Source organism: Burkholderia diffusa (genome assembly GCF_001718315.1).
Taxonomy (GTDB): Bacteria; Pseudomonadota; Gammaproteobacteria; order Burkholderiales; family Burkholderiaceae; genus Burkholderia; species Burkholderia diffusa_B.
Map to the genome: position 1 here is coordinate 159,749 of NZ_CP013364.1, position 22,855 is coordinate 182,603.

A 22,855-nucleotide genomic window follows, 5' to 3' on the forward strand; every position below is an offset into this window, starting at 1 on the left:
TGGACGCTGCGCGGCTCAGCGCGCGATCGCGACCGCCGCGTTGACCTGCACGACCGGTGTGTCGCCGTCGAACGGCGGCGCGAACAGGAAGCGGTCGATCACGCCGGCTTCGAACAGCAGGCAGCAGGTCGAGCCGCCGTACTGGAAATAGCCGATCTCGTCGCCCTTGTCGACGCGTTGCCCCGGCACGACTTCGACGATGCAGGACGAAACGTCGCCCATCCCGACGAACACGGCCGCGACGGTGCCGATCCCCGGATCGTCGCAGTCGATCGCGACGATCGCGCGCGCGGCGACGGCGGTGATGTAGCCCTGCGAGTCGTTGAGGCCGGCCGGGTCCGGGCCTTCCGCTTCGGCGACCGAGTAGTAGGCGCCGTCGACGCGGTACGCTTGCGTGACGGTGCCGCGCACCGGTGCATGCCAGCGGTGATAGTTGTACGCGCTCAGATATGCCTGGTACAGATCGCCGCCGACGAACCGTTCCGCGAGCGGCAGCCGTGCGGGCGTGAAGATGTCGCGCAGCGAATAAGGCTGGCCCTTGACCCAGAACGTGTCGCGGATCTTCACGTTCGCTGCGGTGTGATACGGCGCGGCCTCGCACGCGCTGACGATCACGCGCGCATCGTCCGGCGCCGCGACCGGCCGTGCGCCCGCGCGAAAGCGTCGCGTGAAGAAGTCGTTCCAAGAGTCGAAGCCCCAGTGGGGCTGGTCCTCGCGATACTGGAACTGCGACAGGCCGAGGCGCTTGCGCGCTTCGTCGCAGAACCACCCGTCGGGCGGCGACGTGTCGAGATGCGCGCGCGAATGCGGGCCGCCGAGAAAGTCGCACCACACGTTCAGCACCTGCTTCAGGTGCGCGTTGACCGCAGCGTCGCGAAATACAGCGTGACCCGACGGCATGCACATCGGCCAGTCGAGGAACGCGTTCAACGGGCACACGATCAGGCTCGTTTCGCTGAACGGCGGCGTATAGGTCATCAGGTGATCGATCACCGTCATCAGTTCGCCGATCGATGCGTAGCCTAGCGTGTGGCCTGCGTCGCGTGCCTCGTCGATCGCGCGGGTAAGGCTCATGCGCAGCACCGCGTCGTCGTCGAACAGTCGCGCGAGTGCCTGCACGGCCGGCGTGCGCAGTCGTTCGCCGGCATGCGCGCGCGCGTCGTTCGCGATTGCTTCGCGGTACGTGGCCATGTGCGATTCCTCGCGGGCCATCCATTCACCGAGACGATGGCGCGTAGCGGGCGACGTGCTGGGATCGGTCGGCATGCTCACCTCCGGCAGGAATTGCGATACGAACGCACGTAGCAATGTGCTTGCCCGGTGCACGGCATCCAAATTGCTGCACTCGGGCGACGGATGCTTTCCCTGACTCAGGAGAGGACACATGAACGCAGCTTCGAATGTGCGACAGACGAACGATGCGGCATCGACCGACGAGCGCCGCAGCGGCGAACAGCGGACCGTGGCGCCGACCCGCACGCGGGTACGCGTGCGGGCGAGGACGTCACGTGACGGTGCACGGCGGTCCGAACGCGGCGGCGGAAACGGGCCGGTGGCGCCGAGCGGCCGTCACGAGACCGGCGAGCCGCATTGGGAGGATGACGGCGGCGAGATGCCGCCGGAAGAGTGGTCGTGACGGTGTGCGCTCATGGCTGGCCCGCCGGCCGCTCCGGCCGATAGCGATCGACAAGCGCGGGATCGGTCGAATCGTCGTCGCGGAGGGCCGCACGCGTTGTCCTTCGGCGCGCCCTCTAGAGAGAGGCCAGAAAGGTCCGTGCGTCGCGTCAATCAGACGTGTCCGAAAATTCGAATTTGTGGTTTTCCGTCAACAGCTTGGCAATTGTTGACGGTTACCTTTCATGGTTTCCGTAAGCTCTCGTCCAATAACCAACGAATGGACGCGGGCCGCGTCGGCGAGAATGAACAAGAATACGCATCGCCTGGTGTATTCCAGGCTTCGGGGTATGGTGGTCGCTGTCGCGGAGACAGTGACGGCTGACGGGAAATCGGCAACCGGCGAAGCACGTGCGCGTCGTCGATCATCGACGTCTGGCGCTCGAGTTGTTGTGGCGAGCGTCGCCGCGCTCGGCCTGCTGCCCACCCTGTCCGGTGCGCAGATCGTCCCGACGCCGGGCACCAGCACGCAGGTCATCCAGACGCCGAACGGCTTACCGCAAGTCAACGTGGCACGTCCCTCTAGCGCGGGTGTATCGGTCAATACCTACAACCAGTTCGACGTACAACGCGCTGGCGCGATCCTGAACAACTCGGCCACGATGGTTCGGACGCAGCAGGCGGGGTGGATCAACGGCAACCCGAACTACGGCGCCGGACAGGCCGCGCGGATCATCGTCAACCAGGTCAACAGTCCGAACCCCTCTCAAATTCGCGGCGCGGTGGAGATCGCTGGCGCCCGCGCGGAACTTGTCCTGGCTAACCCGTCCGGGATTTTCGTTGACGGTGGAACGTTCCTGAATACCAGTCGCGCGACCTTGACGACCGGCGTGCCGTACTACGGCGCCGATGGTTCGCTCGTCGGGTACAACGTCAACCGCGGACTCGTGACCGTCTCGGGCGCCGGCTTGAACGCAACCGGTACCGATCAGGTGGACCTTATCGCCCGAGCGGTACAAGCCAATTCCGCCATCTATGCGAAAAACCTGAACGTGATCGCAGGCGCGGCTCAGGTCAATCACGACACGCTTGCCGCGACACCGATTGCCGGCGACGGCCCAGCCCCGGCGGTCGCGATCGACGTGAGCCAGTTGGGCGGCATGTATGCCAACAGGATCGTCCTCGCATCGAACGAATTTGGTGTGGGGGTCGCCAACGCCGGGACAATCGCGGCGCAGGCAGGCGACCTGACGCTGCAGTCGAACGGCCGGCTCGTGCTCGCCGGCAAGACCACGGCAAGCGGCAATCTGGCGCTGTCGGCCGCGGGTGACGTCCAGAATAGCGGCACGACATACGCGCAGCAATCGTTGTCGGCGAGCACCGCGGCCGATCTGACGAGCAGTGGGACCCTCGCGGCGCAGCAGAATACGACGGTAAATGCCGGGAGCATCAATTCGACCGGCACGCTCGGCGCTGGCGTGAACAGCGACGGCTCCGTCGCACACAGCGGCGACCTGAATCTGACGGCGTCCGGCCAACTGTCCGCGACCGGCCAGAATGTCGCGGGCGGCAATGCATCGCTGACGGGCGGCAGCGTGAATCTCGCCGGCAGCCAGACGGCAGCGAACGGCAATCTGTCACTGAACGCGACGGCCGGCGACGTGAACCTGTCGAACGCGACGACGAGCGCGCAAGGCGCCATTCAGGCGAGTGCTTCCGGTACGGTGATCAACGATCGCGGCAGCCTGTCGAGTGGCGGCATCACGACGCTGACCGGTGGTGCCATCTCGAACCAGAGCGGCAAGGTTTCATCACAGGGGCCGCTGTCAGTCAACGTGGCTGGCCAGATCGCCAACCAGTCCGGCGAACTGATTTCCGAGAGCACGGCAGACGTGCATGGCGGCGCCATCGCGAACAACCAGGGCACTCTTCAAAGCGCGGCCGGCATGACGGTGGTCGGTGCGTCGCTGGACAATACGGCGGGTCGGATCACGTCGCTCAACGGCGACGGTTTGTCGGTGACGACGAGCGGCCAATTGACCAACGCTGCCGGCGCGACGGCGAACGGCGCGCAAGGCGGTGTCATCGGCGGCAATGGCGACGTTTCGGTTCGCGGCGCAAACGTTGTCAACCGCGGCGCGATCACATCCAACACGAATCTTCACGTTTCGGGCCAGTCGGTCGACAACGGCGGCGGTACGCTGCAGGCCGCGCAGAACGTCGCGGTGGATGCCGGTGCGCACCTGTTGAACAACGGCGGATCGATCGTCGGCAATACGACCACGATTGGCGCGACGACACTCGACAACAGCGCCGGCACGGTACAGGCCGAACAGGTGTCATTGAATGCGACCGATCTCGTGAATCACGGCGGCACCATCACGCAGACCGGTGCTGGCCAGATAGCCGTCAATGTGTCGCGCACGCTCGACAACTCGAACGGCGGTACGCTGCAGACCAACAGCACCGACCTGACGCTCACCCCGTCCGCGCTCATCAATGACGGCGGCACGATCACGCATGCCGGCCACGGCACACTGACGCTCGGAGGCGGGGCGGGTTCCGTATCGAACGCAGGCGGTTCGATCGCGAGCAACGGGCGCGTCGTCGCGCAAACCGGCACACTGAACAACTCGGTGGGCTCGATCATCGCGCAGAACGGGCTGACGGCAACCGTCGCCGGTACGTTGAACAACGCGAGCGGCAAGCTGTTGTCGAACACGGACGTGAGCGCCTCCAGCGGCACGCTGACGAACGACGGCGGCCAGATCGGCGCGAGCACGAACGCGACCATCCGCACGGGTTCAATGACGAACCAGGGCGGATCGATCGTCGCGCCGAACCTGTCGGTCACAGCCGACTCGACGCTCGACAACAGTGGCGGCAAGCTCGAGGCCAATCAGCTGGCGCTCGCGGCTGCCAACCTCGTCAACCATGGCGGCACGATTACGCAATACGGCGCGTCGTCGATGGGTATCAATGTCAGCGGCACACTCGACAACTCGGCCGCCGGCGTGATCCAGACCAACGCCACGGACCTGACGCTCAAGCCGGCCGAGTTGAACAACGCGGGCGGCACCATCACGCACGCCGGCACCGGCACGCTGACGATCGCACCTGGAAATGGAGCCAGCGCGCTGAACAACGCGTCGGGCACCATCGTGACGAAGGGGACAGCCATCGTCAACGCGGCTTCCTGGAACAACGCGAGCGGCATCCTCGCCGCGCATCGCGGCATCAATGCGACCATCGCCGGCGACGTGAACAACGCGCAGGGCCTGCTGCGATCGGACGCGTCGCTGTCGTTGAAGAACGGCGGCGCGCTGTCAAACCGAGGCGGCCACATCCAGGCGGGGCAATCGGTTGCGGGTGACACCAGCACGCTCGCCATTCAATCGGCCTCGATCGACAACGCGGACGGCGCCATTGTCGACCTCGGTGCGGGCAAGATGACGGTGCAAGGCGGCAGCCAGATCGCCAACAGCCACGCCGGCGGCGTAGCGGGCATGGGCGCGATTACCGGCAACGGCGATGTGACGGTCAGCGCCGCGTCGATCAGCAACACGCAGGGCGGTCAGCTCAGCGGCGCATCGCTGCATGTTCAAGGCGGCACGTTGGACAACAGCGGCGGCCGCATTGGCAACATCGTCGGCAACGTCACGAAATCGAACGGCGACGTGGACGTCACGACGACCGACGCGATCACGAACACGAACGGCCAGATCAGCTCGACGCACGACCTGTCGATCGCGGCGGCCACGCTGCAAGGCGGCGGCACCTATAGCGCGACGCACGACGCCAACGTGAGCCTTCAAGGCGACTATACGGCGACGGCCGACACGCAGTTCAATGTAGGCCACGACCTCGGCTTCACGTTGCCCGGCACGTTCACGAACAACGCGAACCTGCAGTCGGTCAACAACCTGAGCGTCAACGCGGGCAACATCGTCAACGTGGGCGCGCTGACTGCAGGCGGTCTGCTGCGCACGCAATCGACCAACCTGACGAACACGGGCGCACTCGTGGGCGCGAGCGCTTCGCTCAACGCGACGAATACGATCTCGAACCTCGGTCCGACCGCGCTGATTGGCGGTTCGGACAGCAACGGCACGCTCGAAATCCTCACGCGCGACATCGAGAACCGCGACGACACGACCGCGACCGATTCGATGGCGACGACCGCCATCTTCGGCATGGGCAAGGTGGTCCTGGCGGGCGGCAAGGACGCGAGCGGCAACTACACGAATGCGGCGCTGGTCAACAACGCGTCGGCGCTGATCCAGTCCGGCGCAGACATGGAACTGCATGCGGACAAGGTGACGAGCACGCGCCGCGTGATGAAGACCTCGACCGGCTCGATCGATTCATCGTTGCTCGGCCAGTTCGGTATCCCGATCAGCGGCCGTACGGGCCAGGTTGGCGTGAAGGATCCTGACAGCATCGGCGGCGTCTATACCGAGCCGCCTCATGGCGGCCAGTGGAACAGCACGTATCAGTACACGACCTACTATGCGGACAGCGCGACGGCGACGACCGTGACGGACCTCAGCCCGGCCGCGCAAATCGTGTCGGGCGGCAAGATCGACGCGTCGTCGGTCGGCACGCTGCAAAACTACTGGAGCAACATCGCGGCGGTCGGCGACATCAAGATGCCGGCCCGCTACGATGCCGACGGCTGGGCGGCGTCCGGTCAGAACCTGCCGGGTGTGACGGTTTCCTACTCGGGGCAGTATCACTACAACAACTACGACAACAGCGAATACAACTGGCAGTTGCCGTTCGGCAATGCGCCTTTCGTGACCGGGCGCCCGGGTGGCTACACGCAGGCGGCGCCTGCCTCGATCAAGGACTACAAGCTGCCCGGCTACAGCTCGACACTGAGCTCGAACGGCACGATTTCCGGCACGGGTGTCAGCGTCAACAACACGGCGGGCAACGCATCGATTCCGTCGCTCGGCTTGCTGCCGGGGCAGTCGGTGCCCGGTCTCACACCGAGCAACTTGAGCGGCAACGCGAGCGGAGTGAAGTCGGGGGCGTCGTCGGTGCATGGCGGTCCGCAGGCGCCGGTCGATCCGGTCATCGCGAGTGCGACCGCACTGAACGTGCTCGACAACCTCACGATTCCGCAGGGCGGGCTGTACCGGCCGACTGCCGCACCCAACGCGAACTACGTGATCGAAACGAACCCGGCATTCACGAACAAGAAGAATTTCATCTCGAGCGACTACTTCTTCGGTCAGCTTGGCGTCGACCTCACGCACATCCCGAAGCGCCTCGGCGACGGCTTCTACGAGCAGCAGCTCGTGCGCAACGAAATCACGTCGCTGACCGGCAAGGCGGTGCTGGGGCCGTATGCCGACTTGCAGTCGATGTATCAATCGCTGATGACGGCAGGGGCGGATCTGTCGAAGTCGCTCGATCTGCCGATCGGCGCGAGTTTGTCGGCCGACCAGGTATCGAAGTTGACCAGCAACGTGATCATGATGGAAACGCGAGTGGTCGACGGTCAGTCGGTGCTCGTGCCGGTCGTGTATCTCGCGAAGGCCAGCCAGCAGAATATCGACGGGCCGTTGATCAGCGCGACGAACATCGACTTCCAGAACGCGCAGTCGTTCACGAACAGCGGGACGATCAAGGCGGACAACACGCTGGCCATCCAGGGCAAGCAGATCGACAACGCGTTCGGCGCACTGCAAAGCGGCGAGCTGATGTCGCTGAACACCGAGAACAACATCGATCTGACGTCGGCGAATGTGAAGGCCGGCAGTCTGCTACTGGATGCGGGCAAGGACCTCGTTCTCGATACCGCGACGAAGACGAATACGCGCGTGAGTCGCGATGGTGCGACGAGCGTGGTGACGACGCTCGGGCCGACCGCGAAGCTGGATGTCGCGGGCGATGCATCCATTACGACGGGCGGTAACTTCCAGCAGAATGCGGGCAACCTGTCGGTTGGCGGCAACCTCGGGATGAACGTCGGCGGAAACTGGGATCTCGGTGCCGTGCAGACCGGCGAGCACAAGATCGTGCAGCGGGCGAACGGCGTGTCGAATACCGACATCAACAAGGTCACGGGTAGTTCGGTGACGGTCGGTGGGCAATCGTTGATCGCCGTCGGCGGAGACCTGACGGCCAAGGGTGCGCAGATCGACCTCGGCCAGGGCGGCACGATCGCCGCAAATGGCAACGTGACGCTCGGCGCGGCAAGCACGACATCGGCGGTGAACAGCAACAGCTCGGGCAGCGACAGCCACGGCAGCTATGCGGAAACGCTGCATACGTCCGATCAGACGCTGACCGCGACGACGCTCAAGGGCGGCGACACGGTCAATATCGTGTCGGGCAAGGACATCACGCTCTCCGGCAGTGCGATCAGCCTCGACAAGGGCAATGCGAACCTGCTGGCGGCCGGTGACGTGAATGTCGGTGCGGCAACCGAGACGCACGAACTCAACTCGCACGAAACGCACAGCCATAGCAATGTGGTGAGCGGCGTGAAGGTCGCGAGCGGCATCGACCAGACCATGACGTTGAATCAGGGCAGTCTGGTATCGGCGGACAGCGTGAACATTGTCAGCGGCAAGGACGTCAATGTTCAGGGCAGCACCATCGTCGGAACGAACGACGTGACGCTCACGGCCGCACGCAACGTGACGGTTACGACGTCGCAGGACACCTTGCAGTCGTCGAGCTACTACGATAAGAAGGAATCGGGGCTAATGGCGGGTGGCGGCCTGTCGGTGTCGGTGGGCAGCAGCTCGCTGAAGACGACCAGTCAGACGAACGAGGTATCGAACAACGGCAGTACGATCGGCTCGCTGAAGGGTAACGTCAGCATCACTGCCGGGAACGACCTGCACGTAACGGGAAGCGATCTGCTTGCCGCGCAAAACCTCAGCGGCACTGGTGCGAACGTGACGATCGACTCGGCGCAGGACTCACATCACCGTGGCGAAACGCAGGAAGTCTCGAAGAGTGGCGTGACGCTGGCATTGAAGGCACCGGTGATCGACGCGGTGTCGAATGCCGTAGGACAATCGCGTGCGGCTGGCAATAGCCAGGATGGACGCGCGGCAGCGTTGCACGGAATGGCCGCAGCGAGCGCGGCGTGGGATGCGAACATGGCCGCGGGCGATGTGGTCCGGGCACTGGGGGCAGGCGAAACGCCTCAGTTCAAGGTCGAAGTCAGCGTCGGCAGCAGTCACAGCAAGAGCGCATTCTCCGAAGACAGCGTGACGAATCGCGGCTCGAACGTGAATGCAGGCGGGACGGTGGCGTTTGCGTCGACCGGGAACGGGCAGCCGGGCAGCGGCAATGTGACGATCGCCGGCTCTAACGTGAACGCAAACGATGTGATATTGGCCGCGAAGAATCAGGTCAATATCGTCAATACGACGGACACCGATTCGACGCGCAGCACGAACGAGTCGAAGAGCGCGAGCGTGGGTGTGTCGGTCGGCACGGGGGGCTTTGGCGTTTCGGCGGCGATGTCGAAGGCCAACGGCGACGGCAACAGCGATCTCGCCACGCAGAACAACAGCCATGTGAACGCAGCAAACGGCGTGACGATCATCTCGGGCGGCGATACGAACATCATCGGCTCGAACGTGAAGGGCAATCAGGTGAATGCCGATGTGGGCGGGAACCTGAACATTGTGAGTGTGCAGGACACGTTGTCGAGCGCGGCGCATCAGTCGAGTTCGGGCGGTGGCTTCAGCATCAGTCAGGGCGGCGCCAGCGCGAGCTTCAGCCAGAGCAAGGGCAACGCGTCGGGCAGCTATGCGGGCGTCAATGAACAGGCCGGGATTCACGCGGGCGATGGCGGCTTCAATATCAACGTCACCGGCAATACCGACCTGAAGGGCGGACTGATCGCGAGCGACGCGGATGCGTCGAAGAATTCGCTGACGACGGGTTCGCTGTCCTTCTCGGACGTCCAGAACCAGTCGCACTACGATGCGAGTTCGAGCGGCTTCAGCGCGGGCGCGACGACCGGCGATGGCGGGATGAACTACAGCACGCACGGCAGCACGACGGGCAAGAATGCGGGCGGTGCCGCGCCTATGCTTGGACAGAACGACAGCGGTAGCGACAGTGCAACAACGAAGAGCGGCGTAAGCGCGGGGACGGTCACGATCACGGATTCGGCGAACCAGAAGCAGGATGTGGCGAGCTTGAACCGCGACACGACGAATACGAACGGTACGGTCGCCAAACTCCCCGACATGCAGAACCTGTTGAGCAATCAAGCGGACATGATGGCGGCGGCCAGCGCGGCTGGCGAAGCGGTGTCGCGCCGGATCGGGGACTATGCCGACGAGATGAAACGGCAAGCCGAGAAGAATGGTGACCAGGCAGGTGTCGATGCGTGGAAGGAAGGCGGAGCGAATCGCGCACTGATGCAAGGTGCAGGCGCGGCGCTGGTGACGGGACTGGCCGGCGGCAACGCAGTCGGCGGTGCAGCCGGCGCGGCGATTGCATCGATCGCGTCTGGCAAGCTGAACGAACTGAGTAGTGCGATCGCAGGCAGCGATCCGACAGGCAACGCCAATATGAATCAGGCGCTGGGTAATATCGTGGCGAACGCGCTTGCGACGGGGGCCGGTGCGGCTGTGGGCGGTGAATCGGGAGCGTTCTCTGGATACAACGTCGACCGGTTTAATCGGCAGTTGCATGAGGATAGCAAGGCGAAAGAACTGACGCTGGCGAAGAAGCTGGCGACGGAGAGCGGCGGTAAGTACACGGTGGAGCAAATCGTGGACCAAATGGCACAGATGAATCTGGTGACGTCGGACGGCGGGATGCTGCCGGGCAATGTGCGGGTGGCGTCGGGCGATAAGCCGCAAGACGGGACGGAATGGACGCAGTATGGCGTGAACAGAGCCGGGCAAACGGTGTGGACGCAATCTCTGGGACCGGGTGATCCGGATTTGCAAGCGTATATTGCGAAGGGGGCGCAGGGTAGTGGGTTCTCCTATCAGGCAACGACGACGGGCTCGAATCCGGGATTGGTGAGAGCCCCGGACTTTGTAAACTTCCAGGTCGATTACTTTGTAGGAAGCGTATGGGGGACGTTTACGCGAGATGGTCACGCGTACTTCGGGACTGGTGTAAATATGGCACTCCCCAATCCGGTTCAGGCGTCGGCAAGTATTACTGCCGGCTGGCTCAATCAAACAAGCGTTGCTCCCGGCCAGACGAATAACTTTGCTGGCGGCTATGCTGGCGGCATGACTGGCGCTTACGGTTTATTTGGCGCAGGAATTATGAATTCACCAGGCAATGGAACGGCAACGATTATTGGAGTCGGTGGTGGCGTTAGTGCTGGGAAGAATGTCAATATCGGTGGCGTTGGTGGTGGCTACAGCGTAGATCAAGGCAAAACAGGGATGGGGTGGTAATTATGGTTGGTATTCCGGGATCAACTCCTAAGACACGAATGCAGAAGGTGGTGGGAATTGTTGCCTTCGTCGCAATTATGGGTTTTATCGCGTATGTGGTGCTAAAGAACATTTTTTCTCTTTAAAATCGTGACGAATACGGGCTCGGCGGCGCTGGGTCAGGTGCCGAGTCAGTCTGGTTGAGATCAGTCGGCGAGGCCTGGATGCTCTTTCACGTTGACGGGACCGTTAATTTTGCTGGCGGATATGCAGGTGGCGGATCGGCACTTGACGGTGGTATGGGGGCGGCATCATGGTGTCGCCTGGAAACGGTACAGCAACTGTTGTAGGCTTTGGTGCAGGTGTAAACGTGGGGAAGACAAACAACCCTGCTTCAGTTGGCTGGGGCCTCTCCATTGATCAAGGGAAAACTGGGATTAGGTGGTAGCCATGGGACCGTCAATTACATCTGTTCCGAAAACGCGGATACAGAAAATCATCTGGTGGTGCTTTTTCACAGCGATTATTGGCTTTATCGTTTACGTGATATTGATGAATATCTTCTTTAGCTAAGGCATTTCTTGGAAAGCAGGATGGTTGGATGGCGACAGTCGGCGGTAATAAAAATCCAGAGCAGCGGCCAAGATGACGCACAAGCATAATTCTGCTGCTTGGATCAGTATGGGTGCCGTCCATGCATTTTTTGCCGGACTTTTTTAAATGATAAGTGTGCTGACCGCGTTAATAAGCCGTCGCATCCTTGACGAATACGCGTGATCTGGTTGTAGTCCACGACCCCATATCTAGAAGAACATGAAAATTATTCGCCGAGGGAATTCTATCGCCACAGCACTGCTGTTTATCGCGACGAGCGTGTCGGCGCAGGAAACTCCGCGCCTGACCGTTCCGGGCAACTACCAGCAATCCCGACAGCAGGAAGAGGCACGTGAGCGCGAGCGGATCGTCACCGCACCCGGGGTGCGTCCGGACGTGGTGGCAAGCGCTGGGTATCCCACGCTGCCATCGGAAACGCCGTGCTTTCGCATTGATCGTTTTGCGCTCGACGTGCCCGATACGCTGCCTGCTTCTCTGAAATCGCAAGGCGCGTCGGCGTTGCCGATGGATCGATTCGCCTTCGCGCGCGAATGGCTCGAGCACTACGCCGGCCAGTGCGTCGGCAAACAAGGCCTCGATGTGCTCGTCAAGGGCCTGTCGCAGGCGATTCTGGCGCACGGGTATGTCACGACGCGCGTGCTGTTGCCCGAACAAGATCTGTCGACCGGCACGCTGAAGCTCTCGCTGATCCCCGGTGTCATCCGCCATGTGCGCTTCGCCGACGAAAAGCTCCGCGGCACCTGGAAGACCGCCTTCCCGAACGGCGACGGCGAACTGCTGAACCTGCGCGACCTTGAGCAAGGGCTGGAGCAGATGAAGCGCGTGTCGAGCCAGGACGTGTCGATGCAGATCGTCCCGGCCGACGTGCCCGGCGAAAGCGACGTCGTGCTCGACGTGAAGCGCGCCAAGCCGTGGACCGTCGTCGCCTCGATCGACAACTCGGGCACGCGGGCGACCGGCCGCCTGCAGGGCAACCTGTCGCTCGGCATCGACAATCCCCTTGGCCTAAACGACATCTTCAACATCGGCGTGAGCCAGGATCTCGAGTTCGGCGACAAGCGGCTCGGCTCGCACGGCTGGAACGGCTTCTATTCGATCCCGTGGGGCTACTGGATCGGACGTCCAGAATCAGTCGCACTACGATGCGAGTTCGAGCGGCTTCAGCGCGGGCGCGACGCCCGGCGACGGCGGGATGAACTACAGCACGCACGGCAGCACGTCGGGCAAGAATGCGGGCGGCGCGCCTATGCTTGGACAGAACGACAGCGGTAGCGACAGTGCAACAACGAAGAGCGGCGTAAGCGCGGGGACGGTCACGATCACAGATTCGGCGAACCGGAAGCAGGATGTGGCGAGCTTGAACCGCGACACGACGAATACGAACGGTACGGTCGCCAAACTCCCCGACATGCAGAACCTGTTGAGCAATCAAGCGGACATGATGGCGGCGGCCAGCGCGGCTGGCGAAGCGGTGTCGCGCCGGATCGGGGACTATGCCGACGAGATGAAACGGCAAGCCGAGAAGAATGGTGACCGGGCAGGTGTCGATGCGTGGAAGGAAGGCGGAGCGAATCGCGCACTGATGCAAGGTGCAGGCGCGGCGCTGGTGACGGGACTGGCCGGCGGCAATGCGGTAGGCGGCGCAGCCGGTGCGGCGATTGCGTCGATCGCGTCCGGCAAGCTGAACGAGCTGAGCAGCGGGATTGCAGGCAGCGATCCGACCGGCAACGCCAATATGAATCAGGCGCTGGGTAATATCGTGGCGAACGCGCTTGCGACGGGGGCTGGTGCGGCTGTGGGTGGGGAATCGGGGGCGTTCTCGGGATACAACGTGGATCGGTTCAATCGGCAGTTGCATCCTGAGGAAAAGACGCTCGCTAAGCGGCTAGCCGAGAAAAGTAGGGGTAAGTACACGCAGGCGCAGATCGAGGATCAGATGCGGATCATGGGCGTGTCCATGAATGGGAGCTACGAATCCGGCGCGCCGGCAACCCTTGTGGGTACGACGCCGACTGACATGGGCGCACAATGGGTTGGAGCGAAACCGACGGCGGATGGCCAGATCGTTTTGACGCAGAAGACAGTGATTGCGAATCCTGAGTTGCAATCTTACATCGCGGCAAACGCGGATTCGGCTGTTCCTGGTCAGATACCGAGCCAGTTTAACTATGATCGTTCTACAGACGGCGGGCCGGGGTTCAATCTGACGGGACCGTTTACGAAGTTCGACCAGTCGGATGCGAACTATGTGAAGGGCACGACTGCGGATACGGCCTCGATGGTGTCGAATACTGCGGGGTGGATTTCGTCGACTGCGGCAACTGGGGCTGCCGTGCCGTCACCCTTTGCTCCAGCGTTTGGAACAATTGCCTACGGAGCGACGGTCGTAGGTATCGGAGCTGACGCCCTATCCCAACTGGTAAGTCCCAATGCAGGTCAATACACTTACGAAGGTGCTTTGGCACTCGGTGGTCAAGTGGTTGGAGATAAAATTCCTATCGCGTCGCTGGTCATCAATGGCACATCCGAAGTGATAAAAAAGCAACCATTTTCAACAGCGATCGGCAATTGGGTTGGTCAGCAGTTGAATTCGATTTTCGGTCAGAGTGTTGAAAAAGGAAAGAAATGAGACTCATCGAAGACGGTAATTTCGCAGGGTGGCTGAGAGTTGTACTTTTTCTGGTCGGCTTAGCCTTGGCATTGGCAGGACTTGGACTTGACCAAATGCCGCAATGGATCAGAGCTGGGGCATTCCTCCTTGGCTTTGCGATGATGGCCCTTGGGGGTATTTCCAGTCGAGCGCATATGCTGAAGATCAAACCATTCGATAACAGCCACAAAAAGGCGCGCAAGAGCTACGAAGTGAAGAACGACGAGCCGGGAAAGTCAAAATGACAATAGATTTAGTTATTCTGAATGAAATGATCATTTAGAGAGATTTATTAGATAGGTGGCGCAGCCGGTGCGGCGATCGCGTCGATCGCATCAGGCAAGCTGAATGAACTGAGCAGCGCGATCGCTGGCAGCGATCCGACTGGCCACGCCAATATGAATCAGGCGTTGGGCAACATCGTGGCGAACGCGCTTGCGACGGGGGCTGGTGCGGCAGTGGGTGGGGAATCGGGGGCGTTCTCGGGATACAACGTTGATCGGTTTAATCGGCAGCTCCACCCTGACGAAAGACAGTGGGCGAAGGATAAGGCGAAGGACTTCGCGAAGTTCTATGAAGAAAAGACTGGCAAGTCACTCACTGCGGAGCAGGCGCAGAATATGCTTCTGGCGAACGGCTATCGTTTGGTGGATGCAGCGGCGAGCAAGGGGCCGGGAGGAGACGCAACAGCGGTGGCGTATATCAGTCAGAACGGGGGCGGGCTGTTCCAGGCGACGACGTCGGAGTACAACAGCCCGTTCTTGTCTGGGAACAAGGACGGCACGTTGACGCCGGAGCAGCGTGCTTTACCGGGATCAGTGGCGAACCCGACCGCGGGCCTGGTGATCGTTGGTGGCCTTGCTACTGCAGGCCTCGCACCAGAAATTATTGCCGGCGGATCGGCAGGGCTATCGTATGCTCAAGACCTGTTTGCTGCCTATAAGGCTGCACAGGCTGGGTACTCGCTGACGACAGCGGCAGCAACTGGAGCAGCAGTCTCCGGTGCGACGTATACGGGCGGGGCAGTGGCCGGTGCTGGCTTAGCAACCCTGAAAGGGAACAACTTCTACGATAGTTTTAATCAGAATTTTTCACTAGCCGGGCTGGCGACTGCGACGACATTTGGAGCCTATAACTCTATGTTTACTACATCGATGTTGGGCTGGGCAGGGATTCAGAATTCGATCGTGAATATCACGACTATTCCGGGGGTCGTTATCCGTGGAATCGGGCTTGCGCTAAGCCAAACGGCAGGAAAAGCAGCGCAGGCAATTGTGAAGTCAGGTGAACCTCAGAAGCAGTAAGGAGCAGACATGTCAATTGAATCCATAAGCGGCATTATAGGAGGATTCTTTGGGCCAGTTTTCGGAAAGATTCTCGGAAAATTTCGCCTTTGGAAGGTTTTCATTTCTTCGATAGTAATTATCTATCTAGGGTTGTTTGTGGCGGGTCTCGTGGTCGTTGGCTTTAAGGCTACAGCATCTAGGTTTGGTGAATTCCTCACCCCTTTTGCGCTGCTTGTATTTGTTGGCTTGTCTGCTGCCATCACTCTCGTTGCGTTTTTAGGGCGCTCTGCACACAGAAATTGAGAGAGATGACTTGCTTTCAGGGCCGCTGATTTCATTATAAAAATTCGTGAAATAGAGGTGGAGGTTTGTTTGATGGTGGGCCAAATCTACGAGATCCGATCAAAAGTCCGTTCCGTCCGACTTGGTTGCGCAGATCTGTAGAGATTTTATTCACGGGAATCGCGAAGGCAACGCTGGTGGTTGCGATACTTATTGCGCTTGTGCTGGCCGTTCTTTCTGGTGGCGCGGACTGGAGCGGTACTTGGCCAACCACAAGACGAGCAAGATTTAGAGTATTCCTGCTTCTGATCGTCGTTATTGCAATCTTGATCGGCGCTACCTATGCGATCCGCCTGCAATCGACAGCTTAATTGGACAATATAATTTTTTCGCTTCCACATTCTCACTTCAAGCAGAATTTGCAGCCGAACGAAAAGAAGGATATCCACACGGGGCGAGAAAGTGCTGCGATGGTGGCTCCGCGAGCGGCGAACGCAGATCGATCTGATCGTCTCGAAGTGATGCAACGATAGCGCGAGTGACACAGTGTGATCCACGATAAAACATTCGAAAAACACATGAGAACTATTCGCCGGGGGAATTCTGCTGCGGCAGCACTGTTGCTTATCGCGACCAGTGTGTCGGCGCAGGAAGCGCCGCGCCTGATCGTTCCGGGTAACGACCAGCAATCCCGACAGCAAGAAGAGGCACGTGAACGCGAGCGGATCGTCACCGCACCCGGGGTGCGTCCGGACGTGGTGGCAAGCGCTGGGTATCCCACGCTGCCGTCGGAAACGCCCTGCTTTCGAATCGATCGGTTCGCGCTCGACGTACCCGATGCGCTGCCTGCTTCTCTGAAGTCGCAAGGCGCGTCGGCGTTGCCGATGGACCGCTTCGCCTTCGCTCGCGAATGGCTCGAGCACTACGCCGGACAGTGCGTCGGCAAACAAGGGCTCGACATCCTCGTCAAGGGCCTGTCGCAAGCGATCCTGGCGCGCGGGTACGTCACGACGCGCGTGCTGCTTCCCGAACAGAATCTGTCGACCGGCACCCTCAAGTTTTCGCTGATCCCCGGCGTAATCCGCCATGTACGTTTCGCCGACGAAAAGCTCCGCGGCACCTGGAAAACAGCTTTCCCGACCGGCGACGGCGAGCTGCTGAACCTGCGCGATCTCGAACAGGGCCTCGAGCAGATGAAACGCGTGTCGAGCCAGGACGTGTCGATGCAGATCGTCCCGGCCGACGTGCCTGGCGAAAGCGACGTCGTGCTCGACGTGAAGCGCGCCAAGCCGTGGACCGTCGTCGCCTCGATCGACAACTCGGGCACGCGGGCGACCGGCCGCCTGCAGGGCAACCTGTCGCTCGGCATCGACAATCCCCTTGGCCTAAACGACATCTTCAACATCGGCGTGAGCCAGGATCTCGAGTTCGGCGACAAGCGGCTCGGTTCGCACGGCTGGAACGGCTTCTATTCGATCCCGTGGGGCTACTGGACCGCGACGCTCTCGGCGTATACGAACACGTACTACCAGCAGATCGCCGGCGTGAACCAGAACTTCATCGCGAGCGGCAATTCGAAGACGGTCGACTTCAAGCTGAATCGCGTGCTGTCGCGCAGCCAGAACGACGTGTTCGGTGCACAGTTCCGGCTGTCGCGTCGCTTCGGGCAAAGCTTCATCGAAGACACCGAGATTCCGCAGCAGCGCCGCAACAATACGTTCGTCGAGTTCGGTCTGACCGATCGCCACTACCTCGGCAACGCGCAGTTCGACGGCACGCTCGCGTACCGTCAGGGCATCGGCGCATTCGGCGCGCAGGACGACAGCTTGGCTGCCGACGGCGGTCCGACGTACCGCTACAAGATGGCGGTGCTCGATGCGAACCTGTCGGTGCCGTTTGTGATCGCGCAGCAGCCGTTACGTTACGTGACGACGTTCCACGGCCAGTACACCGGCAACACGCTGTATTACATCGACGATCTGACAATCGGCAGCCGCTACACGGTACGCGGCTTCGATGGAGAGACGATGCTGGCGGCTTCGCGCGGTTTCTACTGGCGCAACGAACTGCAGGCACCGATCGGGCAGACGGGGATGGCGGTCTACGCGGGTCTCGACTACGGTCGAGTGTGGGGCCCGCAGCCGGTCGCGCTGGTCGGCACGCAACTGGCGGGCGCGGTGATCGGCGTGAAGGGCAGCGTCGCGACGCGTTTCGGCGGCTACGGCTACGACCTGTTTGCCGGCACGCCGGTGTACAAGCCCTCCGGCTTTCCGACGAACCGGGTCACACTCGGGTTCCAGCTAACCGCCCAGTTCTGATGAAGGCCCGATCGAGCAACCCGGCACTTCGCCGATCTGATACCGCCGGCGAGGACAAGGAACTAACGGCGCTTCTGACCGCCCAGCTCGACATGGTCTTGTCCGCGAGTCACGAACCGCGTCCCCGCTGCCCGCGTTGTGGCGGCGGCCACGTCACCAGCGCCGGATTCCGAACACGGCCCATCGGTCGACTGCCGATGTTCGAGTGCCAGCCGTGCCGGCGTTACTTCAGTCGCACCGCCGACTCCCCGCTCGGCGAGAAGCACCTCAAGAAACTCGATCTGTTCGTGTCCCTGCTGTCGCAGCCGATCTCGTGCACGGAGGCGGGTGAACGCATGGGCAGCCTGTCGAACGACATCAGCCAACGTGTGGTGGTCTGGCGCGCGTGGCTGTTGCAGCTCGACCCGAGCGGCAAGTGGGAGCGCCGCGTGAGGCTCGGTGGCCGCCCCACCGAACTGGAACCTGCGCCGCTGGCCTTCAACGAAATCGGCGCGCGCGAAGACTTTACCTTGACGGCTCGGCTGACGCGCGAATTCGACGAACTGAATTCGCTCAGCCATCTGCCTCCGCGTTGCCCGGACTGCGGCAGTCACAAAACGCGTTTCGATGAATGCCCGAACGGCGCCTTCCCGCGGTTCAAATGCGCGAATTGCGGGACCAAATTCACCCGGCGCCGCGGCTCACCGTTCGTCAATACGAAGATGAGCTCGCTCGAGCGCATGCGCCAGTTCATTCGGCACCTGTCGCTGCCGTTGTCGGTCATGCAGGTGGCGGGCCTTGTCGGCACGAGCCACGGGATGGTCCAGAAATGGCACAACATGTTCATCGAATTTGCGGATCAACTCGAACCGAGTGGCGGTCTTTCGGCGCGAATCCGGTTGGGCGTCGAACCGACAGCAGCGACGCCGCGTCCGTTTTTGCGGTCGCGTCGGCAGTGCGCAGCAGGTCGATGGCCGCGGGTGGGCGTGTGCAGGCTGCGGGCGGCTGTTTTCGATGCGGCGCGAGGTGGTTGACCACAACGGCCGGTTGCAAATCGTTGCCGATGAAGCCGCGATGTTGTTTGCCGGACGCATCGAATCCGGATAGGTCTCGAGCCGATATCCATCGGCGACTTCGGTTGCGCACCGTCCCCCCAGCGACTGATGACGGGGAAGCCGTGCCGTCGGATTGATATCGCAATGTGCCACAAGCCAAGCGGCACCAATTGGATTGTCGGGCAGTTCGGCCATATGCAAGTTCCTGTCAGTCGGCTCCGGCCGGCGCGCAAAATCGATTATCGACGGCCGTTCCGTGTGCAAAATCGATTACGGACGTACAAAAATGAATATATGTCGCCCGATCTGTGCAAAATCGATTATGTTTGATTACGCCCTTGAATTAGGGAGCGAACAATTGACACCCTGAGCACCTCCAGCCCCGGTTTTCTTGTTTCCACATTTCGACTATTATCGAAAAATGGAAACGAACCAGACCATCGCTGCCCTGTCGGCCCTCGCGCACGAGTCACGCCTCGCCGTGTTCCGCGCGCTCGTGCAGGCCGGCCCGTCGGGCCTGCCTGCCGGGCAAATCGCGACGCTGCTCGACGTGCCGCCGTCGTCGCTGTCGTTTCATCTGAAGGAACTGGCCCACGCGCAGCTCGTCACGAGCCGCCAGGAAGGCCGCTTCGTGTTCTATTGCGCAAACTTCGCGACGATGAACGGGCTGATCGGCTACCTCACCGAGAACTGCTGCGGCGGCAATCCGTGCGCGCCGGTCTCCCCCTGTTCGACCGCCTGCCCCGACCAAACGTAAGCACACGTTCACGCACCCGCCGATGACCACCAACGTCCTGATCCTCTGTACCCACAACTCCGCGCGCAGCGTGCTCGCGGAGGGCATGCTCAATCACTGGGCCGCGAAACTCGGCCGCGACGTGCGCGCCTACAGCGCCGGCAGCGCGCCGAGCGGCCGGCTCAATCCATTCGCGCTCGACGCGCTCGTGCGCGCCGGCGTCGACATCACCGGATACCGCAGCAAAAGCTGGGACGAATTCGTCAGCGACGGCGCGCCGCGGATGCGCATCGTCATTACGGTATGCGACAGCGCGGCCGCCGAGGCTTGCCCGTACTGGCCCGGCAGCCCGGTGAACGTGCACTGGGGCTACGCCGATCCGTCGAACGCCGAGGGCGGCGACGCAGGCAAGCGCCTCGCGTTCGAGCTGACGCGCGAGGCGATCGGTTACCGGATGCTGCAACTGCTGGCGTTGCCGCTCGAGCGGTTGAGCGACGCCGAACTCCAGGCCGCATTGATCGCCATTTCGCGAAACTGAGCGTCCGCACGGGGGCGCGCTCGAACCCGTGCGCCACCTGCGCTTTTTCGGCATTGAACCCGTCCGATGAATACGTCCAACACCATCCCGCCTTGCAACGCCGCTGCGAAGCCGGCAATCAATTTCTTCGAACGCTACCTCACGGTCTGGGTCGCGCTGTGCATCGTTGCCGGCATCGCGCTCGGCCAGCTGCTGCCGGGCCTGTTCCAGCGGATCGGCCGCATCGAGTACGCGCAGGTGAACCTGCCGGTCGGGGTGCTGATCTGGGTGATGATTATCCCGATGCTCGTGAAGGTCGACTTCGGCGCGCTGCATGAAGTGCGGCAGCATGTGAAGGGAATCGGCGTCACGCTCGCCGTGAACTGGCTCGTCAAGCCGTTCTCGATGGCCTTCCTGGGTTGGCTGTTCATCCGCCAGCTGTTCGCGCCGATGCTGCCCGCGGACCAGCTCGACAGCTACGTCGCCGGCCTGATCCTGCTGGCCGCCGCGCCGTGCACGGCGATGGTGTTCGTGTGGAGCCGGCTCACGGGCGGCGATCCGCTGTTCACGCTGTCGCAAGTCGCGCTGAACGACAGCATCATGGTGATTGCGTTCGCGCCGCTGGTCGGGCTGCTGCTGGGGATGTCCGCGATTACCGTGCCGTGGGCGACGCTGCTCACGTCGGTGCTGCTCTACATCGTGATTCCGGTGATTCTCGCGCAGCTCTGGCGCAAGCGGCTGCTGCGCAGCGGGCCGGCGGCGTTCGATGCCGCGATGGCGAGGATCGGCCCGTGGTCGATCGCCGCGCTGCTCGCGACGCTCGTGCTGCTGTTCGCGTTCCAGGGCGAAGCGATCCTGAAGCAGCCGTTGGTGATCGCGCTGCTCGCGGTGCCGATCCTGATCCAGGTGTTCTTCAACGCGGCGCTCGCGTACTGGCTCAACCGTGCGGTGGGCGAGAAGCACAACGTCGCGTGCCCGTCCGCGCTGATCGGCGCATCCAATTTCTTCGAGCTCGCCGTCGCGGCCGCGATCAGCCTGTTCGGTTTTCACTCCGGCGCGGCGCTCGCGACCGTCGTCGGTGTGCTGATCGAGGTGCCGGTGATGCTGCTGGTGGTGCGCATCGTGAACCGGTCGAAGGGCTGGTACGAGCGCGCTTGAGCCAACCACGGAATCCTTCCATGACAAATCGAATGACCGACCTGCCGCAACTCGACCCCGAACTCTTCCGCGTGCCGGACGCAAGCCGCTTGCGGCCGGCGTCGCCTTCCAGCCATGCTCCGCGTTTCCTCCTGCTGTACGGTTCGCTGCGCGAGCGCTCGTTCAGCCGCCTGCTGGTCGAGGAGGCCGGGCGCCTGCTCACGGCGATGGGGGCCGAGGTGCGCGTGTTCAATCCGAGCGGCCTGCCGTTGCCCGACGATGCGCCGGAAAGCCACCCGAAGGTCGTCGAGCTACGCGAACTGGTGATGTGGTCGGAAGGAATGGTGTGGTGCTCGCCGGAACGACACGGCGCGATGACCGGCATCATGAAGTCGCAGATCGACTGGATTCCGCTGTCGGTCGGCGCCGTGCGGCCGACGCAGGGCAAGACGCTCGCGGTGATGCAGGTCAGCGGCGGCTCGCAGTCGTTCAACGCGGTGAACCAGATGCGCGTGCTTGGACGCTGGATGCGCATGCTGACGATCCCGAACCAGTCGTCGGTGGCCAAGGCGTTCATGGAATTCGACGAAGCGGGGCGGATGAAGCCGTCGGCCTATTTCGATCGCGTCGTCGACGTGATGGAGGAACTGGTGAAATTCACGCTGCTGACGCGCGACATCGGTCCGTATCTGGTCGACCGGTACAGCGAGCGCAAGGAGAGCGCGGAGGAATTGTCGAAGCGGGTGAATCAGCGGGCGATCTGAATCGTACTGGTATCGCTCGTCCAATCGGGAGTCGATGTCATGCAACTTCGCTCTGCCGTGTCATCCGACCTGGCCGCGATCGACGCATTGCTTCGCGCGTCGAACCTGCCTGTCGCGGGTGTCGCCGAGCATCTGGAACACTTCGTCGTGCGCGTCGATCCGCTCGGCTTGAGCGGATGCGGCGGTCTCGAATACCACGGAGACTTCGCGCTGATCCGGTCGATCGCCGTCGCACCCGCCGAGCAAGGCAACGGCGTCGGCCGCGCGATCGTTGCGCGGCTGATTGCGACCTGCCGCGCGCGCTCGGTCCATTCGATCGGCTTGCTGACGACGACCGCGGAGGACTATTTCGCCGGTTTCGGTTTCGTGCGCGTCACCCGTGAGGATGTACCGCGCCCACTGCTGGCGTCCAGCCAGTTTCAACGCGTATGTCCGGACACGGCCACCGCAATGTTGCTGGCATGTTGAGCGAATAGGCCGGAATGCCGTGAGAAGGGCGCCGCGGCGCGCTGGCTGCGTTCG

15 protein-coding genes and 1 pseudogene are annotated in these 22,855 nt (G+C 62.1%); 14 read left to right on the forward strand and 2 right to left on the reverse strand.

Annotation, left to right across the window (positions count from 1 at the left end):
- Window positions 1-15: 15 nt before the first annotated feature.
- The gene (locus tag WI26_RS27510) at window positions 16-1,266 is read right to left on the reverse strand and encodes a phosphatidylserine decarboxylase family protein (RefSeq protein WP_069228336.1); all 1,251 of its coding nucleotides are present in this window, start codon (window positions 1,264-1,266) and stop codon (window positions 16-18) included.
- A 118-nt stretch (window positions 1,267-1,384) separates the two neighbouring features.
- Between WI26_RS27510 and WI26_RS27515 the strand changes: the two genes are divergently transcribed.
- On the forward strand, window positions 1,385-1,636 hold the full coding sequence (locus tag WI26_RS27515; protein WP_059593966.1) for a hypothetical protein: 252 nt from the start codon (window positions 1,385-1,387) through the stop codon (window positions 1,634-1,636).
- A gap of 283 nt (window positions 1,637-1,919) precedes the next feature.
- A complete protein-coding gene (locus WI26_RS27520) occupies window positions 1,920-11,015 on the forward strand; it encodes a hemagglutinin repeat-containing protein (RefSeq protein ID WP_155768836.1) in 9,096 nt (3,031 codons plus the stop codon).
- 438 nt (window positions 11,016-11,453) lie between these two features.
- On the opposite strand, the gene WI26_RS32465 is transcribed toward WI26_RS27520, so the two are convergent.
- Window positions 11,454-11,690, reverse strand: coding sequence for a hypothetical protein (locus WI26_RS32465; RefSeq protein WP_155768837.1), 237 nt, complete (start codon window positions 11,688-11,690; stop codon window positions 11,454-11,456).
- Between the two features lie 117 nt (window positions 11,691-11,807).
- Between WI26_RS32465 and WI26_RS27525 the strand changes: the two are divergent.
- From WI26_RS27525 to arsN2, 12 genes and pseudogenes are all read left to right on the forward strand, one after another.
- A pseudogene (locus tag WI26_RS27525) lies at window positions 11,808-12,722 on the forward strand (ShlB/FhaC/HecB family hemolysin secretion/activation protein); the annotation flags it as partial.
- Window positions 12,723-12,801: 79 nt separating this feature from the next.
- Window positions 12,802-14,238, forward strand: a complete 1,437-nt coding sequence (locus WI26_RS27530) for a hemolysin (protein ID WP_069227959.1) — start codon at window positions 12,802-12,804, stop codon at window positions 14,236-14,238.
- A complete protein-coding gene (locus WI26_RS27535; protein WP_069227960.1) occupies window positions 14,235-14,504 on the forward strand; it encodes a hypothetical protein in 270 nt (89 codons plus the stop codon). Before WI26_RS27530 ends, WI26_RS27535 begins: the two co-directional genes overlap by 4 nt.
- A gap of 153 nt (window positions 14,505-14,657) precedes the next feature.
- Entirely contained in the window at window positions 14,658-15,563 is a 906-nt protein-coding gene (locus tag WI26_RS27540) for a hypothetical protein (protein ID WP_069227961.1), read from the forward strand.
- A 9-nt stretch (window positions 15,564-15,572) separates the two neighbouring features.
- Entirely contained in the window at window positions 15,573-15,848 is a 276-nt protein-coding gene (locus WI26_RS32470; protein ID WP_155768838.1) for a hypothetical protein, read from the forward strand.
- 557 nt (window positions 15,849-16,405) lie between these two features.
- A complete protein-coding gene (locus tag WI26_RS27545) occupies window positions 16,406-18,145 on the forward strand; it encodes a ShlB/FhaC/HecB family hemolysin secretion/activation protein (RefSeq protein ID WP_069227962.1) in 1,740 nt (579 codons plus the stop codon).
- Window positions 18,145-19,158: a DUF746 domain-containing protein gene (locus tag WI26_RS27550; protein WP_236849377.1), complete on the forward strand. Its 1,014-nt coding sequence runs from the start codon at window positions 18,145-18,147 to the stop codon at window positions 19,156-19,158. Before WI26_RS27545 ends, WI26_RS27550 begins: the two co-directional genes overlap by 1 nt.
- 442 nt (window positions 19,159-19,600) lie before the next feature.
- A complete protein-coding gene (locus WI26_RS27555) occupies window positions 19,601-19,936 on the forward strand; it encodes an ArsR/SmtB family transcription factor (protein ID WP_059540809.1) in 336 nt (111 codons plus the stop codon).
- A 22-nt stretch (window positions 19,937-19,958) separates the two neighbouring features.
- Complete coding sequence (locus WI26_RS27560) at window positions 19,959-20,453, forward strand: arsenate reductase ArsC (RefSeq protein ID WP_069227963.1); 495 nt, start codon at window positions 19,959-19,961, stop codon at window positions 20,451-20,453.
- 66 nt (window positions 20,454-20,519) lie between these two features.
- Entirely contained in the window at window positions 20,520-21,590 is a 1,071-nt protein-coding gene (arsB, locus tag WI26_RS27565; RefSeq protein WP_059540807.1) for an ACR3 family arsenite efflux transporter, read from the forward strand.
- Between the two features lie 20 nt (window positions 21,591-21,610).
- The gene (gene arsH, locus WI26_RS27570) at window positions 21,611-22,333 is read left to right on the forward strand and encodes an arsenical resistance protein ArsH (protein WP_069227964.1); all 723 of its coding nucleotides are present in this window, start codon (window positions 21,611-21,613) and stop codon (window positions 22,331-22,333) included.
- 39 nt (window positions 22,334-22,372) lie between these two features.
- On the forward strand, window positions 22,373-22,801 hold the full coding sequence (gene arsN2, locus WI26_RS27575) for an arsenic resistance N-acetyltransferase ArsN2 (protein WP_069227965.1): 429 nt from the start codon (window positions 22,373-22,375) through the stop codon (window positions 22,799-22,801).
- Window positions 22,802-22,855: the final 54 nt, after the last annotated feature.